The sequence below is a fragment of the Psychrobacter sp. Arc29 genome (assembly GCF_041431175.1).
GTDB lineage: Bacteria > Pseudomonadota > Gammaproteobacteria > Pseudomonadales > Moraxellaceae > Psychrobacter.
The window spans coordinates 226937-244078 of record NZ_JASMRR010000005.1 but is presented as its reverse complement, the minus strand read 5'-3'; the positions used below and the strand labels follow the sequence as shown (position 1 = coordinate 244078).

The 17142-nt window shown below is 46.6% G+C and carries 14 protein-coding genes; 6 read left to right on the top strand and 8 right to left on the bottom strand.

Going from position 1 to position 17142, the window contains the following annotated elements:
* Positions 1 to 199: 199 nt before the first annotated feature.
* The 3 genes from QO189_RS09105 to QO189_RS09095 form a co-directional block, all read right to left on the bottom strand.
* A complete protein-coding gene (locus QO189_RS09105; RefSeq protein ID WP_371532489.1) occupies positions 200 to 1639 on the bottom strand; it encodes an APC family permease in 1440 nt (479 codons plus the stop codon).
* 301 nt (positions 1640 to 1940) lie between these two features.
* Positions 1941 to 3200, bottom strand: coding sequence for a 4-aminobutyrate--2-oxoglutarate transaminase (gabT, locus tag QO189_RS09100; RefSeq protein WP_371532488.1), 1260 nt, complete (start codon positions 3198 to 3200; stop codon positions 1941 to 1943).
* A 135-nt stretch (positions 3201 to 3335) separates the two neighbouring features.
* Positions 3336 to 4799 (bottom strand): NAD-dependent succinate-semialdehyde dehydrogenase, encoded by a 1464-nt coding sequence (locus QO189_RS09095; protein ID WP_371532487.1) that lies wholly within the window; start codon positions 4797 to 4799, stop codon positions 3336 to 3338.
* 221 nt (positions 4800 to 5020) lie between these two features.
* On the opposite strand from QO189_RS09095, the gene QO189_RS09090 reads away from it, so the two are divergent.
* On the top strand, positions 5021 to 5791 hold the full coding sequence (locus tag QO189_RS09090) for an IclR family transcriptional regulator (protein WP_371532486.1): 771 nt from the start codon (positions 5021 to 5023) through the stop codon (positions 5789 to 5791).
* Between the two features lie 53 nt (positions 5792 to 5844).
* On the opposite strand, the gene QO189_RS09085 is transcribed toward QO189_RS09090, so the two are convergent.
* On the bottom strand, positions 5845 to 7053 hold the full coding sequence (locus QO189_RS09085; RefSeq protein ID WP_371532485.1) for a CaiB/BaiF CoA transferase family protein: 1209 nt from the start codon (positions 7051 to 7053) through the stop codon (positions 5845 to 5847).
* A 205-nt stretch (positions 7054 to 7258) separates the two neighbouring features.
* Positions 7259 to 8443, bottom strand: a complete 1185-nt coding sequence (locus QO189_RS09080) for an acyl-CoA dehydrogenase (RefSeq protein ID WP_371532484.1) — start codon at positions 8441 to 8443, stop codon at positions 7259 to 7261.
* Between the two features lie 205 nt (positions 8444 to 8648).
* Here QO189_RS09080 and QO189_RS09075 point away from each other — a divergent pair, with 205 nt between their 5' ends.
* A complete protein-coding gene (locus QO189_RS09075) occupies positions 8649 to 9476 on the top strand; it encodes an IclR family transcriptional regulator (RefSeq protein WP_371532483.1) in 828 nt (275 codons plus the stop codon).
* A gap of 143 nt (positions 9477 to 9619) precedes the next feature.
* On the opposite strand, the gene QO189_RS09070 is transcribed toward QO189_RS09075, so the two are convergent.
* The 3 genes from QO189_RS09070 to QO189_RS09060 form a co-directional block, all read right to left on the bottom strand.
* On the bottom strand, positions 9620 to 10393 hold the full coding sequence (locus tag QO189_RS09070) for a hypothetical protein (RefSeq protein ID WP_371532482.1): 774 nt from the start codon (positions 10391 to 10393) through the stop codon (positions 9620 to 9622).
* A gap of 106 nt (positions 10394 to 10499) precedes the next feature.
* The gene (gene rtcR, locus QO189_RS09065; protein ID WP_371532481.1) at positions 10500 to 12158 is read right to left on the bottom strand and encodes an RNA repair transcriptional activator RtcR; all 1659 of its coding nucleotides are present in this window, start codon (positions 12156 to 12158) and stop codon (positions 10500 to 10502) included.
* Between the two features lie 30 nt (positions 12159 to 12188).
* Positions 12189 to 13139 carry an alpha/beta hydrolase family protein gene (locus QO189_RS09060; protein ID WP_371532480.1) on the bottom strand — a complete coding sequence of 317 codons (951 nt, stop codon included), beginning with the start codon at positions 13137 to 13139 and terminating at the stop codon, positions 12189 to 12191.
* 306 nt (positions 13140 to 13445) lie between these two features.
* On the opposite strand from QO189_RS09060, the gene QO189_RS09055 reads away from it, so the two are divergent.
* The 4 genes from QO189_RS09055 (at position 13446) to rtcA (ending at position 17107) form a co-directional block, all read left to right on the top strand.
* Positions 13446 to 14681: an RtcB family protein gene (locus QO189_RS09055; RefSeq protein WP_371532479.1), complete on the top strand. Its 1236-nt coding sequence runs from the start codon at positions 13446 to 13448 to the stop codon at positions 14679 to 14681.
* A gap of 17 nt (positions 14682 to 14698) precedes the next feature.
* A complete protein-coding gene (locus QO189_RS09050) occupies positions 14699 to 15172 on the top strand; it encodes a hypothetical protein (RefSeq protein WP_371532478.1) in 474 nt (157 codons plus the stop codon).
* Between the two features lie 17 nt (positions 15173 to 15189).
* Complete coding sequence (locus tag QO189_RS09045) at positions 15190 to 15648, top strand: DIP1984 family protein (RefSeq protein ID WP_371532477.1); 459 nt, start codon at positions 15190 to 15192, stop codon at positions 15646 to 15648.
* Positions 15649 to 16003: 355 nt separating this feature from the next.
* Positions 16004 to 17107 (top strand): RNA 3'-terminal phosphate cyclase, encoded by a 1104-nt coding sequence (gene rtcA, locus QO189_RS09040; protein WP_371532476.1) that lies wholly within the window; start codon positions 16004 to 16006, stop codon positions 17105 to 17107.
* Positions 17108 to 17142 lie beyond the last annotated feature (35 nt).

Here is a 17142-nt window from a genome sequence, read left to right as displayed (position 1 = left end):
ACTTAAAATCTCAAATGCTCCTATATGGAAAAATTAGATTGCCATTACCCCTTTAAATAAAGAATCAGCATGTCACTTCAAGCTCTATTCTGACGTTCCAAACGTATCGACTCATTTTCAAGCAGCATAAAAACTATAAAAAAAGCCTAACGTTTGACGTTAGGCTTTTTAAGGTAGTTGACTGACTAAAATGAGATTATTATTTATATGGATTTTCTTTTAACCATTGTTGATTAACAATTTTGAGCTCATGCAGCTCATGATCCATAATCTCTTTACTCTTGCCAGGGTTTTTCATTGACGCATAGCCATACATTGCGCCGCCAAGCACCGTCCAGCCAAGGAAGATCCACCACTCGATAGGAACAAGTGCGGATGGCATACCCGGTAGATAGAGCGCCAACATGCCAAGACTTAAGATAATAGTGATGATACCAACCAATTTACCTGCTGGTACTCTAAATGGACGTACCATATCAGGCTCACGGTAACGTAGTACTAAGAATGATAATGCAACACAAGTATAAGCGATAACAATACCAAAGCCGCCCGCATCAACAATCCACACAAGCATTTTACGACCAAATAATGGCGCTAGTGTCGCAAGGCCACCGATCAACAAGATCGCATTGACTGGGGTGTTGTACTTAGGATGTAGCTTGCACAGAAACTGTGGCAACATGTGCGTTTTACCCATGGCGTACAATAAGCGACTGCCACCGATAAGAAATGCATTCCAGCTTGATAAAATACCCAGTACACCGCCAATAACGAGCAACGTACCCGCCCATTTACCATTCCAAGCATTGGTCATCGCATCAGCGGTCGCCAATGTTGAGTCTTGCGCTTGTAATAGTGGGAGTGTTTTACCCACACTCCAAGCGACAGCCACGTACCAAAGTACGGCAATGATAATAGAGACAATCAAAAATTTGCCGATATTTGGACGGGTTAGATTGATTTCTTCTGCGGCTTGTGGAATCACATCGAAGCCCACGAATAAAAACGGTACCATCACCATCACCGTCATGATGCCGCCCATACCACCGATAAAGTTTGGTGCTTGTACTGAGTTGGAGGTTTCAGGATTGAACAACAACGCACCAACGAACAGTAAGATACCGACGCAGAAAATACCGACAACTGCCAGCTTTTGGAACCACGCACTGACTTCCATACCGCGTATATTGAGCCATGTGACAATCACTGAGCCGAGCATACCGACCGCTACCCACGTGGCATAGACATCCCAACCAGCGATATTCCAGAGATAGCCTTGGCTATAATTGGGAATAACATATTCAACAACGGTTGGCAGTGCCACCGCCTCAAAAGCGACGACGGAAAAATAACCAAATAAAATACTCCATGAGCAGATAAAGGAGACATTTACCCCCAGTGCACGGTGTGTATACGTGTGCTCACCTCCTGTGATAGGCATGGATGCGGCCAATTCAGCATACGTCACACCAATCAAAACCACCACGAGACCACCGATTAAAAAGGCGCTAATTGCGCCCCAGATACCTGCCGAGATAATCCAACCACCCGCCAGCACGACCCAACCCCAACCAACCATCGCACCGAATGCCAGCGCAATGATATCGAACACACCTAACGTTTTCTTCAATTCAGACATAACCTACTCCTTGTCTGTGTGTCATCCGTGTGAACCTTTTATGGTTACACTATTTCTGTTTAATGAGATATCACTCATCATATTTACTATATATCGTTTCCGCCAAAGAAAGCCGATTGCTCGTTGTTTGATATTCACATAGCAAAAACGGCGCCTTGACTTGCAAGGCGCCGTTTAAAATCACACTCCATGTGAGTGTCATAAGGGCAGCCTTGCCGTTATCTTAACTATAACTTTTCAATCAAAATCAATGTTTGATTGAAAGCGATCCATCGCTAAAGTAAATGACACTCGATAACTATTAAGCCGCTAGGATACCTTTAATGATATCGAGACCTTCTTGTAGCACGTCGTCTTCAACCGTTAATGGCACCATCACACGGATAGCATTGCCATACATGCCACAAGATGCAAGTAGCAAGCCTTGCTCAAATGCTTTTGCTTTTAGATTGGCTGCTGCTGCTGCATCAGGTTTGCCTTCGCTATCGATTAACTCAAACGCTAGCATCGCGCCTTTATAGCGGATGTGACCAATGCTGCTTAGGTTTAAGCCTTTTAGGAATGAAGCAATGGTATCGCCAATCTCGACACTACGCTCCAGTAAGTTTTCTTCTTCGATCACTTCCATGACAGCAAGCGCGGCCACACAAGCCAGTGGGTTACCAGAGTAAGTACCACCTAAGCCGCCTACTTGCGGCGCATCCATGATATCAGCACGGCCGATGACCGCAGAGATAGGATAACCACCCGCCAAACTCTTCGCGGCAGTCATCAAATCAGGCTCAACGCCTAACTGCTCAGTGGCGAACAACGTACCGGTTCTCGCAAAACCACACTGTACTTCGTCAAAAATAAGCACGATGCCATGCTCATCACAGATCTCGCGTAGTGCTTTGGCAAATGATGGCGTTACCTGATGGAAACCGCCCTCGCCTTGGACTGGCTCAACAATCATCGCCGCCACTTCACTCGGATCGATATCTGCTTGGAAGATCATATCAAGGCTGTGTAGCGCTTGTTCTTCGGTCACGTTCAACTCTTCTGCAGGGAACAATGCATGGAACACAGGTCCTGGCATCGGGCCAAAATTCTTTTTGTATGGCAGTACTTTACCAGTCAGGCTCATGCACATCATCGTGCGACCATGCCAGCCACCAACAAAAGAGATCACGCCTGGACGACGGGTTTTAGCACGCGCAATCTTGATGCAGTTTTCTACCGCTTCTGCGCCAGTGGTCAAAAAGAACGCCTTGGTGTCGCCGCTGATTGGAGCTTTTTCACACAGCTTTTCTGCCAAATCCACATAGCACTCATAGTTGATCATTTGCGCCGCAGTGTGCGTAAATTTGTCGAGCTGCTCATGAACACGCTGGGTGATTTTTGGATGGCTATGACCGGTGTTCAATACTGAGATACCACCGACAAAGTCGATATAACGCTTGCCTTCGATGTCCCAGATTTCTGAGTTCTTTGCTCGTTCTGCAAAGATAGGAAAGGCAACCCCAAGTCCTGTTGGTAAAACAGCTTTGCGGCGCTCAAGTAATGATTGATTGGTAGTCATGGGAATGTCCTTTTCTGTGTTCGTAACATAAATGCCATCTAGTGATTGGCGGTTTGTAGTAGGGGTGACTTAATTCATACTTGCTGAATATCGAATGGCACCTTTTTCAAGGCACCAAAGATATTCAAAACTTTATTAGCTGATGTCAGAGCACCAGTATTTAGTCGTAATATAGTCTTCGATACCATATTTTGAGCCTTCACGGCCAAAACCAGACTGCTTCACGCCGCCAAATGGGGCAACTTCTGTAGAAATCAAACCCGTGTTATGGCCGATAATGCCGTACTCTAATCCTTCAGTTACGCGCCATGAGCGTGCATAGTCGCTACTATAGAAGTAAGCAGCCAAGCCGTAAATGGTATCGTTGGCAGCACGAATTACTTCTGCTTCGTTTTTAAAGGTAAATATGGTCGCAATCGGTCCAAAAATTTCTTCAGAAGCGATATCCATGTCACTGCTAATATCAGTGATAACAGTCGGGTTATACGTCAGCTCTGAGGCATCATTGACGCTACCACCCGTGACCAGTTTGGCACCTTTATCCATTGCATCTTTAAGGAGTGCTTGAACTTTATCTAATGCTTTTTTGTTGATAAGCGGGCCAATATCGACGCCCTCTTCTAAGCCGTTACCGACTTTTAGCTCAGCCACTTTTTTGACAAAGACGTCTAGAAATTCATCTTTGATGCTGTCTTGCACGTAAACACGGTTGGCGCATACACAGGTCTGACCCGCATTACGGTATTTAGAGGCGATGAGGCCTGCGGCGGCTTTCTCTAAATCTGCATCATCAAAAACGATAAATGGCGCGTTGCCACCCAGCTCTAACGACAGCTTCTTAATAGTCGGCGCGCATTGTGCCATTAGCGTACGACCGACTTCGGTAGAGCCTGTGAACGACAGCTTATGAATACGTGCATCACCCGTTAGGATTTCACCGATAGTTGATGATTTACCCGTTACAATCTGGAGCACACCTGCAGGAATGCCCGCTTGCTCTGCCAAAGCGCCCAATGCTAATGCTGAAAATGGCGTTTCGGTGGCTGGTTTGACGATAATCGTACAGCCTGCTGCCATCGCCGGTGCGACTTTGCGCGTGATCATCGCAGCTGGGAAGTTCCAAGGGGTAATAGCGGCACAAACACCGACTGGCTGTTTGAGCACAACATGACGTAATTGCGTACTATTGGCAGGAATCACGTCACCGTAAACGCGCTTGCCTTCTTCGGCGAACCAGCGAATAAAGCTATTGGCATAGCCAATTTCACCACGTGACTCAGTAAGCGGCTTACCTTGCTCAGCGGTCATGATGATCGCAAGATCTTCTTTATTGGCATCGATAAGATCCGCCCATTTTTGCAGTAGCTCTGAACGCTCTTTGGCGGTTTTTGCCGCCCAATCAACTTGAGCCTCATGCGCATAAGCAACGGCTTCATTGACATCATCGGTCGTGAGGCTAGGCACGGTACCGATAAGCTCGTCGTTAAAAGGGTTGTTTACATCAAGCGAAGCATTGTCGCTAGCAACATGCCAGCCGTCTTTCACGAAGCAAGATTGTTTGAGTAGGTCTGGATTTGATAACTGTAGCGTATTTGACATGTTGACGCTCCTTGTCATATAAAGGTATGTGTATGAGAATGGATATAGCCGTAGCCACTAAATAATTATTGATAATTGTTTTTTTGTTCAATATACTGAACACGTATTCTATATACGAGACATCATTATAAGAACGATATGTCGCGATTTGCAACCTTTAATCTCATTATTTTGATAATTTTCTTGTACTCCTTTATTTTATTTCACTTTATAGGTTACTTATGAGCTCGACTGCCGTACCTGCCCTAGACAAAACCTTTCAGATTTTGGACTTGATTACCGATAGTACCCAGCCGCTAACAGCCGCTTATATTGCCAAAGAATTGGGGCTTCCGCGCAGCTCTACTCATAATATCTTGCAGAGTCTATTGTCCAAGCATGTCATTTATAAAGATCCTGAAAGCCGTTTTTATTTGGGTTCGTATTTGATGTATTGGGCGGGTAAGTATGAGCAGCAGCAAGGCGTGGTACGGTTATTTAAAGATTTAATTGCTCAGTATCCAGTATTACTTCAACATACCGTGACGTTGTCAAAACTGGATTTGGGAGAAGTGGTGTTTTTGGCGTGTCATGAGTCGCCTGCCCCACTTGGTTTTACCTTCCGGGCGGGGGTGCGCGTACCTGCGGTTTTTTCGGCGACAGGCAAAGCCATGCTCTCAACCTTGTCGATGGACAGCATAAAATCATTGTACAATGAAACGTTTCCAACGCCCATGACGCCGCGTGGTGTTAAGAATTTTACGGATTTGGCGATTGAGTTGGCAGTGACGCAAGACAGTCGAATATCTCTCGATGATGGGCAATTGCGTGATGGGATGTATTGCTTGGGTACGTATATTCGTAATGCGTCTGGCACGGCGGTCGCGGGCATGGCAGTGAGTTTTTTGCAAGGAGAGTATGAGTCTAAACGGGCTGAGGTTAGTGCGGTATTGATTGAATTGGCCGAACAAATTGAGCAGCATTTAGGCTTTAATCCTAACGCTGAAAGGTAGCGTTAGGATTGAATATCGGTGCAGGTCTAAAAAATATAATCCAAAAAATTCTGTTAAACAATCCCATCGGCTTTGAGCTTAGCGATCATATCGCTGTCATACCCTAAATCAGCAAGTGTGTCATCGGTATGCTCACTCAACTTCGGTGGCGGTGTGCGATAACTAACAGGTGACGCCGATAATTTGATGGGATTGCCAAGGGCGCGTACCGGACTGCCTTGTGCCGCAAAATTGACGATCATTTCACGGGCCTGTGCTTGCGGCATTGCCAAAGCTTCGGCAACGTTATGAATCGCACCGCATGGAACACCTACCTGATCCAAAGCTGCAAGCCAGTAAGCCCGAGGCTGCTTAGCAAATATTTTAGTCAATTCAGCACACAGCAGTTCGCGATTGGCAACGCGATTAGGGTTGGTCGCAAAACACTCATCGGTATGCCAGTCAACTGCGAGCACATCGCACAGTTTGGCAAACTGACGGTCATTGCCGCAAGCTAGGATAAAGTGCTGCTCACCCTGACCAGCAAACACCTGATACGGCACGATATTGGGATGCTGATTGCCCAGTCTTGGCGGTATCTTACCTGATGCCAGATGATTCATACCGACATTGGCTAGCATAGACAGCGCACTGTCGAGCAACGCGACGTCTACGTGTTGGCCAGTACCAGTATGTTGACGCGCCAATAGCGCCGCCTGAATACCTATTGTCAGCTGTAACCCTGCAAACAGATCAACAACTGCGACGCCAACTTTGTGCGGTTCGCCATCGCTAGGACCCGTGATACTCATCAGCCCTGACAACCCTTGAATAATATAATCATAACCCGGACGCGCCGCATCTGGTCCTGTCTGCCCAAACCCTGTCAGAGAGGCATAAATCAGACGCGGATGATCTTGTTTGAGGCTGTCGTAATCTAAGCCGTATTTTTTGAGACCACCGACTTTAAAATTCTCAACCAAAATATCACTATCAGCAATAAGTTTTTTAATGATTGTCTGCCCTGCTGGCGTGGTGATGTCTACCGTGAGCGATTTTTTATTGCGATTGATGGTGGCGTAGTAGGCTGAGGTATCATCGCTGAAGGTTGGCGGTGCCCAGTGGCGCGTTTCATCACCGATATGCGGACGCTCGACTTTGATGACTTCGGCACCCAGATCAGCGAGCACTTGCGTACAAGAAGGCCCTGCCAACACTCTCGATAAATCAAGCACCTTGATACCATGCAATGCGCCCTTTGGCATACTATCCATGTCCGTCATAATCATCCCTTATTGTCTTTGATGGCCTGTTTGAGCATAAAATTGCTATTCATCAGGTATTTTTCGTCTTTTGGAGTGACGCGTATTGAATAAATGAGGAATAACAACTGAAAAGCGTACGCTCCTGTTGATGCTCTTTTAAAAAAGCCAAGCAGCAACGTACGTCATAAAATAAAGCTGTGTTCACTATATCTAGTAGGAACGATTAAAAGAACGCTTGAATGCCTGTCTGCGCACGGCCTAAGATAAGCGCATGAATATCATGTGTACCCTCGTAAGTATTGACGGCTTCCAAGTTCATCACGTGACGGATGATATGGAATTCGTCAGAGATACCGTTACCGCCATGCATATCACGAGCGATACGAGCGATATCCAGTGCCTTGCCACAGTTATTACGCTTGATGAGTGAAATCATTTCAGGCGCTGCGTTGTCTTCATCCATCAAACGACCGACACGTAGCGCCGCTTGTAGACCTAGACTGATTTCTGTCTGCATATTGGCCAGCTTCAACTGCACCAACTGCGTTGCCGCTAGTGGACGACCAAACTGCTTACGATCTAACGTATATTGACGCGCCGCTTTCCAGCAGAACTCTGCCGCGCCCATACTGCCCCAAGCGATACCATAACGGGCTTTATTCAAACAGCCAAACGGTCCTTTTAGACCACGGATATCGGGGAAAGCATTGGCTTCAGGAACGAATACTTTGTCCATGACGATCTCGCCAGTGACTGAGGCGCGCAGCGAGAACTTACCCTCAATCTTCGGTGCAGACAGCCCTTTCATGCCTTTTTCTAATACAAAGCCGCGAATCTCGCCTGCATCATCTTTTGCCCAGACCACAAACACGTCCGCGATAGGACTGTTGGTAATCCACATTTTATTACCCGTCAGCTCATAACCACCATCGACGGCGCGCGCACGCGTCGACATTGAGGAAGGATCAGATCCCGAATCAGGCTCGGTCAGACCAAAGCAGCCGACGTATTCACCCGTGGCAAGTTTTGGCAAATACTTTTCTCTTTGCTCTTCTGTGCCATACGCCCAGATCGGATGCATCACGAGGCTTGACTGCACGCTCATCGCTGAGCGGTAGCCCGAGTCGACTGCTTCCACTTCCTTGGCAATCAGACCATAAGCCACGCTCGATAGACCAGCACAGCCATAACCCTCAATCGTCACACCAAGCAAACCCATCTCACCCATTTGGCGCATGATATTACGATCAAAATGCTCGTTGCGATTGGCCTGAACGATACCGGGCATTAATTCCTTTTGAAAAAACTGACGAGCGCTGTCCGTGACCATACGCTCTTCTTCAGTGAGCTGGTCGCGTAGTAAAAAAGGATCTTCCCAATCAAAGCGCGGGCTGGTAGATGTTGCCATGTGGATCTCCTTGATATCAGTCATCCTGACTGACGAATAGTGGTTGATACATCATTTGGTTTAACAAGTCGTTGACTTTATTATTCCGCTGTGCGAAACTTAGTTTCATAATATAAAACTATTTAAGCAAACTTTCGCCGCGCTGTAAACCTTTATTAAAAAATAGGCATCAAAAGAGACAATCATTAAGAGAAATGGAAATAAAATGACAACATCTACATCAACAGCTAATTCACTACTTGAACGAATGGATCACCTGATGGGTCAAAGCAACGAGGATAATGATCGACAGTTTGTGACGGCATTAGGTCGTGGATTGGTCATAATGGCTGCCTTTGAACATCATGAGCGGCTCACCCATCAGCAGTTGTGTCAGATGACCAAGCTTCCAAAAGCGACTATTACTCGCCTGATTCATACCTTGACCACGCTTGGTTTTTTACGTGTCACTGAGCACGGACAGTATCAATTGGGCAGTAGTGCTGTACGCCTCAGTGCGACCGCATGGAGTCGTCACGATATGGTAGCCTATGCTGAGCCACTATTACGGCAGTTCGCTAGCGAAAATGAGGTATCGGTAAATCTAGCGACCGAAGTTGAAGGAGAGATGCGCTATCACGCTTGCTGTCGTAGTCCTGCACGCCTATCGGTCAACTTGCAGGTTGGCTCAGCGGTGCCGGTCGCACGTACTGCGATTGGGCGGGCTTTTTATGCAGTAAGCTCGCAAGCGAGACAGGCAATGATTATTAGCAATTTGAAAGAGAATTTATCTGATGAAGAATTTAACCATGCACAAACTGCCCTAGCCAGCGCGGCAGAGCATTATGAAAGATACGGCTATACCGTCTCTGATGGGGAGTTCTCTACTGACATACTGGCAGTCGCGGTTGGTATATATGATGTCGCCACTGGACAATACGCGTATTCGCTGAATGCCAGTGTACCAAGTGCTAATTGGGAAGCGGATGAGTATGCGGCAATGATAGTGCCCAAGTTGCAGGCGTTGGCGGAGCGGATTGGTGGTGGGGTTTAGCGGTAGCTGTATGGAAGGATGCTTGTTTGCTACTTCTATAAAAATGCGGACATTGCCTTTTTTTATTTCGTGTTTTTATTATCGTACTCTCTTGAAACATTGAGACGTAAACCACCACTGGGCAATTCGTAGTGATTTACATACTATGAGATAAAATCTGGTTTAGGAACGTTAGGCATATTTTCATAACACTGAAACAGGGTTTGCTCTGGAGTTAAGTTCTTTTTGTTATGCCAATATACTATTTTTAACCACATAGCCGCTGTAGAGTACTGACCATAGCCTAGCCATGGGTGATCTTCCAAATTAGTCACCAACAACTTCATCCCTAACTCAGTCATAGTTACATCGTCATGAACTGGGTTTAGCTTGTTTTGACAAACTAAATAACCATAATCTCTAGGAGTTATCACTTTTGTTTTTAGCGAAATCTTTTTCTGTCCGTGATACTTTTCAAATTCATCAATTCCAGCTTGATAACTTTCTGCTTGGATACATAAGGCTAAATAGTCATCTAAAGCATCAGTTCTAAACTTTCTTTTTTCATACCAATCTCCAGAGACATAGTTGTCAGCGAAAATAACTCTGGCATGTTGCCAATCCACTTGGCTATCTACTCCTGTATAGAGCCATTTTGCAAGTGCTAGATGTTTATATAAATTATATTTATGGAAAAACGCATCGTCTCCATAGCTATTTTTTAACCTTTCATCTGAGTCGATAGCAAGTTGCATCCACTTAATACGACTAAGTAGAATAGCCTCAGTTTCTGATTTTAAGCCAACTATCCAATCACCAATAAGCATGTTTATATCGCTTAAAGCAACATTACCCATCGGACTTTCCGAATCATATTCAGTATTGACTAAAAAATCGATCATTGCAGTTTCTCTGCATCTTACTGGATTGAACAACATAGTAACGGCTCCTTTTTATTTAATAACACTGTTTTTACCTGCACCTGCGATAAACCTCTAAAAATTACTCCTTATTTTACTCATTAATAATGAAGTCAAAATTCCTCTATCCTAACCCATCAAACCTCAGCCCAAACTTTAGCAAATACTTACGCAATCGGTCGCTGTCGTTATTGCTTTTTAGCTGGTTTCTGGAGTTGGCATATAGGTAGCGCCCAGCCGCCGCTTGGCTTCTGTGCTGATAGCAGACCTCAATCACATACGCCAGCTGCACCGCGTCAAAGGGATCGAGCGCGTCTTTGTCGTCGCTTGATAGATGGCGGCTCAGCACCGTATCCGCATGCGCTTGCTGCTCGGTTAGGCTGGGCGCATACGCCTTGTCCGCTTGATGCTGCGCGCTACTGGGCAATGCCCAGAGATGCTTAAGGCGGGTGATTTCTGCCTTAACATCGGGCATACGAATCACTTTGCCCTCGCACAATGTCGTTAAGCGCGTCATGCTGGCGCTTAAATCACGAAAGTTGCCCTGCCATGTCGCCTCAGAACTTGTGGCAAAGGCTTCAAAATACGCCCGCGCCGCTGGCTCAAAACGGTACTGGTACTGCTGCTCACTGCCAAGACGCGCCAGCTCGTAATCAATATTGGCGGGCAAGTCCTCGATACGGTCTTTTAACGACGGTAAAAAAAACGTCCACGTGTTCAGCCGCGCAAACAAGTCGGCACGAAACTCCCCATCTGCGACCGCTTGGCGCAAATCCTTGTTTGTTCCCGCCATCAGCTGAAACGACACATCGATCGGCGTATCGCTCCCAAGTGGATAAAAGCGCTGCGCCTCAAGCGCGGTCAAGAGCATCGCCTGTTCGTCCAGCCCCAGCTCGCCGATTTCATCTAAGAACAACAAACCACCATCGGCTGATTTGAGCAGACCCTCACGGCTCGATGCCGCGCCCGTAAATGCGCCTTTGACATGACCGAACAGCACGCTCATCGCCGTATCACCGCGCAAGGTAGCGCAGTTGACCTCGACGAATGCACCGAGCGCCTGTTTGTTGTTGGCTTTGTTTTTCTTGAGCGCGTAGATTTGCGTTGCCAGTTGCGACTTGCCCGCCCCTGTCGCGCCCATCAATAAAATCGGCGCGTTGGAGCGTGTGGCGACCTTTTCAATATCAGCTATCAGCTGTTGATAGGCGGCGTTTTGGGTGACGAGATTGGCTTGTAGGGTTTGCCAATGCTGGGCTTTTTCTGCCTCGAAACGCGCGCGCAAACTGTCATAGCGCGAGACGTCCAAGTCAATGATTTGGTAGCGCCCTTGTGGGTCGTATTGGTCGGGCTTGGGACACGGCGAGGTCTGAATCAAATCGGCAGGCAAAAACCCCGCCTCGACCAGTAAAAACCAGCAAATCTGCGCCACATGCGTGCCCGTGGTTAGGTGCAGCAGATAATCTGTGTCCTCACGAAAGGCAAAGCCTGTGACAAAGTCATACAGCTCGGCATAGACATCGGCAAAATCCCACGGACTCGCCAGCGTCACCCGATGCCCAATGACCTTGGTATCGGCGCTGACCTTTGCCACATCATCAACGATGACGTTAAAGAGTCGCTTATCGCGCTTGCTATAGAGGATATGCAGTTCATCAACCAACAAGTCATCTTGCAAGCCTAAACTGACCGTTGGCCGCCAGCGTTGCCAGCGTTTGTCATTAAAGCCATTGTCTAACGTGGTGCCCAGAAAGCCGATAATGGCGGTTTTATTATTTTCACTCATGATGATACGCTTGGCTTATTGGTTGTTATTTTACTTTTTAATTGTCCACGACTTGGTGCTATCAATAGATAACGGCTCGTCCGCCATAATCTGCTGCGCAAGATGGCGATTGAGTGGATACAGCACGCTAAAATGATCGTGTCGCGCGATAAAGGCACAGTGCAGCATGGGGTTTTTGTTCTTATCACACATCGGCTTTAGATCATAATAGTTACCGCTACGCTTGCCCTCAATAACCCACGTAGGCATGCGAATATCATTCGTCCAATTGGTAGGCGCACGCAACTCTATTTCTCGCTGCTCATCGCCAGTAAAGGTAGCCTCTTGCAAAAACATCGTCTCTTGCGTAGCACCAAAGCTGATGACTTCTTTGAATAGCTCAGGATGCGTGCTGCTGGCCACCTCACTGACCAATAACGCCAGCGTACCGCCTGTACTGTGTCCGCCCAGATAGATGCGACTGCTATCGACATACGGCAGCGTCGCCAGATATTCTGCCGCTGCAATGACGTCATCGACTTCGCCATAGTTCACTTCGATATTGCCTGCATTGTCATTGCCGCCGCGCAAGGTCGGAAACATCATCATCACCCCCGCATCACGATACGGACTGGCGGTTTGGTCATTTTGCCTTGAGCCTTTGCGCCAAAAGTCTGCTAGCGTGTTCGATTCACCGCCCGTTACCCAGACGATGGCAGGATGCTTTTTTTGATCTTGCGGATCAGGCGTGACAAATGCGGCAAGTGACGTCCCATCGCTGTCATAGCGCACTGTGTTAAACAGCTTTGTTGGTGGCGTTGGCAATGGCATCTGTAGCATTGGCTCGATAGTGACACTCGTTTCATAATGGCTGCGCAGTGATGCCAGCGTTGGCGCGGCTGCCGCACTGATAGTAGCGCTCGCGCCCATCAGCATCAACGCGCCAACCGATAGCACACGCGGCCACATTGTCCCTTTCCCTTGCATACCCGTTCGCTGCATATCTTTATCCTTTTAAAAAATGATTTACCAACCGCAACTATTACCCGCTGATTGTAGCAGAATTAGCCATATACCAAACAAATGATAGTCGTTAAATTTATAATAATAACTATTTTTATAGAATATTTTATCTTTTATTTTTCTTACTTAGACAGCTTAATTTCTCAAAAGCTGCTTTTTTAATTTTATTTTTATTATTAATATCATTAACTTAAGTATATTAATCAGCTTTCCCAACAAACTTGGCACATCCTTCGCATTATATAAAGTACAGACAAAACATGTTTATAAAAAGCTAAGGAGCACATGATGCAACCTATGACACACAACATTATTCAAGATGGCGGAACTCCAATCCGCCTATGGACCAAAGGTGTGCCTGTCGATCCAAAAGCGCACGACCAGCTGATCAAAGCCTCAAAGATGCCCTTTATTTATAAGTGGCTCGCGGTGATGCCTGATGTCCATGTCGGTATCGGCGCGACCATCGGGACGGTGCTGCCGACCAAAGAAGCGTTTATCCCAGCAGCAGTCGGCGTTGATATCGGCTGTGGCATGATGGCGGTGCAAACTACCCTAACCGCAGATGATTTGCCCGACAATCTGCACGGACTGCGCACGGAGCTGGAAAAAGCCATTCCACACGGTCGTAGCAAAACGCGCGGTCGCGGCTCGCGTCGTGATGTGGGCGCATGGGCAAACCCTGATGACACCGTGATGAATGGTTGGGGTACGCTGGTCGATGATTTTAATTACATCACCCAAAAGCACCCCAAACTAAAAAACACCAACAACCTAAAGCATTTGGGCACGCTGGGTACAGGCAATCACTTTGTCGAGGTGTGCCTTGATGAGACCAATCAAGTGTGGATCATGCTGCATTCAGGCTCACGCGGCGTGGGCAATGCCATCGGGCGCTACTTTATTGAGCTGGCGCGCGAGGACATGCGCAAATGGTTTATTAATCTGCCTGATAAGGATTTGGCGTACTTTGCCGAGGGCACAGAGCATTTTGAGGATTATTGGTTTGCGGTTGGCTGGGCGCAGCGCTTTGCCTTTAAAAACCGCGAAATCATGATGGAAAAAGCCATCAAAGCACTGCGTCAGATCGTGACAAAACCTTTCGATGCAGCGGTCAAAGCGGTCAACTGTCACCACAACTATGTGGCAAAAGAAGAGCACTACGGCGAGGAAGTCTTTGTCACACGTAAAGGTGCGGTGCGCGCAAGCGTCGGCGAATACGGCATCATCCCAGGCTCCATGGGCGCAAAATCCTTTATCGTCAAAGGTAAAGGCAACGAGGAGTCGTTTTGCTCTTGCTCGCATGGCGCAGGTCGCGTGATGTCACGCACTGAGGCGAAAAAAGTATTTACTATTGATGACCAAATTGCCCAAACCAAAGGCGTAGAATGTCGTAAAGATGCAGACGTGATTGACGAAATCCCAGCGGCGTACAAAAACATTGAAGACGTGATGAGCGCACAAAGCGACTTGGTGGAAGTGGTGCATACCTTGCGGCAGGTGGTGTGTGTGAAGGGGTGATTTATAGAAGGACAATCATGAAAAACAAATACGAAAAAATAACGACTCCACTGCTTCGTTCTCGTAAAGAAGAAGGGTATCTATGCGCAGAATATTACGACTTGTATTGGGGACTGGCATGCGCTGAGTTTAAGTTTACGCAAGGCACTGAGACCTACTTCTTTTATAGTTTATCGAGTTTTGTAGAGCATATATTACTATTTTTGCTTTATCTGGACTTACCAAATCCGTGTCCGACTGTAAAACGTTTTGAGCAATTTTATACCAATTTTGATGAAGCATTTGACGATTGGTATGAAATTGAAAACAAGCCATTGTTTGTTGAGAACTTAAAACAAGTAATAGTAGAAAATTACGTTAATCTCAGAAGACAAAGAACTGAATTTAATGATAGAGATATACAGCTTGTTGAAATCATGGATTTAGCTAAAAGCTCAGTATGGCTAGTTGAGGACAGCGCTGACAATCCATTATTTCTTCGCTACGATTAAAAATAAGGAAAACAAAAATGAAACTCGCAGAAGCCCTACTGATCCGTAGCGATATGCAAAAAAAACTAGCACAAATCAAAGGACGCATTCGCAGCAATATCAAAGTCCAAGAAGGCGATACGCCAAATGAAGACCCAAACGCGTTGATGATCGATGCCAGCCAAATCATTACCGAATTAAGTGTATTGATTGAGCGTATTCATCGCACTAATGCCATTGCTAAGACCAATGACGGTCAATCGATGCTGACGCTGTTGATTGAGCGCGACACCTTAGAGATGCGTCACAAGCTGTTGATGGAGGCGATTGAAGCCACCGACACCGAGGTTGATCGTTATAGCCCTCGCGAGATTAAGTGGCATGTCATGGTCTCGGTAGCAGGCTTACAAAAACAAGCCGATGATATTGCCATGAAACTGCGCAAGATTAATCTTGTCATTCAAGCCAATAACTGGCAAATTGATCTTATTGAATAATAATGTCGCGCAATAAATACTAGACCAATAATACCAAATTCTCTGCGAGCTTAGCATAAGTCAGCAGACTCCCCTTTTGGAACCGATTGGGCGAGTGTCAGACCCCGCGTCCCACAGCAGGGGGTTGAAAACATACTGTCGTGGCTGCTACGCGTTGCGGGCAAACGCATTTTTCACAACTCATGCCTCGTACTCGTCACTAGGCACAATGCACCATTTAGACCTTACCACCAGACACTGACAGTCGGTTTCAATCTTATTTTAAATGCGACCCGAAAAGTATTGGGAAGCATTTTATTATGCCCATTAAAAACATCACCAATCAGTAGTCATACAAACCATAAAGACATTTATCATGCCAGCATCAACACATAAAATTCTAAAAATCGACGGCAGCACAGGCGAAGGCGGCGGACAAATTATCCGTACCGCGCTGTCGTTATCGATGCTCACAGGCACACCGATTGAAATAATCAATATCCGCGCAGGACGTGCCAAGTCTGGGCTGATGCGCCAACATTTGATGTGTGTGCAAGCGTCACAACAAATATCAAATGCGGTGGTCACAGGCGCGCATTTGGGTAGTATGGTCTTTACTTTTACGCCAAGTACTGTACAAGCGGGTGACTATACCTTTGATATCGGCTCAGCGGGCAGCACCAGCCTTGTGCTACAAACGCTGCTGCCTGCCCTACTCTTTGCCAACACTGGCTTAAATCAAAAATCAACCGTTACCATCACAGGTGGCACGCACAACCCACTCGCGCCAACGACAGATTTTTTGCAGCAGGCGTTTGTACCTATGCTGGATAAATTAGGTATGCAAATGGGTATTGAATTACAGCAAGTAGGCTTTGCCCCTATTGGTGGCGGCGTGATTAAAGCAACTATTGCGCCGTTTGTGCGACGTGCCACCACTCCACGATTAGACCTCACGGAACACGGTAAGCTTGTCAGCATAGAGCTGGTCGCAAGCGTGCTCAATCTAGAATACGCTATTTGCCAGCGTGAGCTTGCCAGTGCCAAAGCGGCGTTGGTTGAGGCAGGGATTGATGAGGCGCTTATTACAACGCGTGGTAATAAATTACACGGTATCGGGGAAGGCAATACGTGCTATGCAAAAGTCACTCATGAGATTAGTGACATGCAAAATCATAAAGAATATCACTCTGAAATATTTACCTTACTAGGAGAAAAACGCAGCTCAGCAGAAAAGATAGGTGGTCGTTTGTCAGGCTTAGTAAAGCGTTATTTGTTTGACACCGGTGCGCTGATTGATGAATATTTAACTGATCAACTGCTATTACCATTAGCCTTATCAGGCGGCGGTGCATTTAGCGCACGGATTATTAGCGAACACAGTAAAACCCAAGCGTGGCTCATTGAGCAGTTTTTACCCGTTGCGATCACGTTTGATGCTATAGAGGATGAGCAAATATTGGTCAGAATTACCTGCTGAAATTTGCCAGCATTAGTATACTGTTACCCAATGAT

Coding starts and splice junctions, on each gene's coding strand:
- QO189_RS09075 (WP_371532483.1), top strand. CDS start 8,649: ATGACAACATCTACATCAACAGCTAATTCACTACTTGAACGAATGGAT.
- QO189_RS09095 (WP_371532487.1), bottom strand. CDS start 4,799: ATGTCAAATACGCTACAGTTATCAAATCCAGACCTACTCAAACAATCT.
- QO189_RS09080 (WP_371532484.1), bottom strand. CDS start 8,443: ATGGCAACATCTACCAGCCCGCGCTTTGATTGGGAAGATCCTTTTTTA.
- rtcR (WP_371532481.1), bottom strand. CDS start 12,158: ATGAGTGAAAATAATAAAACCGCCATTATCGGCTTTCTGGGCACCACG.
- QO189_RS09060 (WP_371532480.1), bottom strand. CDS start 13,139: ATGCAGCGAACGGGTATGCAAGGGAAAGGGACAATGTGGCCGCGTGTG.
- QO189_RS09105 (WP_371532489.1), bottom strand. CDS start 1,639: ATGTCTGAATTGAAGAAAACGTTAGGTGTGTTCGATATCATTGCGCTG.
- QO189_RS09090 (WP_371532486.1), top strand. CDS start 5,021: ATGAGCTCGACTGCCGTACCTGCCCTAGACAAAACCTTTCAGATTTTG.
- QO189_RS09085 (WP_371532485.1), bottom strand. CDS start 7,053: ATGACGGACATGGATAGTATGCCAAAGGGCGCATTGCATGGTATCAAG.
- rtcA (WP_371532476.1), top strand. CDS start 16,004: ATGCCAGCATCAACACATAAAATTCTAAAAATCGACGGCAGCACAGGC.
- QO189_RS09045 (WP_371532477.1), top strand. CDS start 15,190: ATGAAACTCGCAGAAGCCCTACTGATCCGTAGCGATATGCAAAAAAAA.
- gabT (WP_371532488.1), bottom strand. CDS start 3,200: ATGACTACCAATCAATCATTACTTGAGCGCCGCAAAGCTGTTTTACCA.
- QO189_RS09050 (WP_371532478.1), top strand. CDS start 14,699: ATGAAAAACAAATACGAAAAAATAACGACTCCACTGCTTCGTTCTCGT.
- QO189_RS09055 (WP_371532479.1), top strand. CDS start 13,446: ATGATGCAACCTATGACACACAACATTATTCAAGATGGCGGAACTCCA.
- QO189_RS09070 (WP_371532482.1), bottom strand. CDS start 10,393: ATGTTGTTCAATCCAGTAAGATGCAGAGAAACTGCAATGATCGATTTT.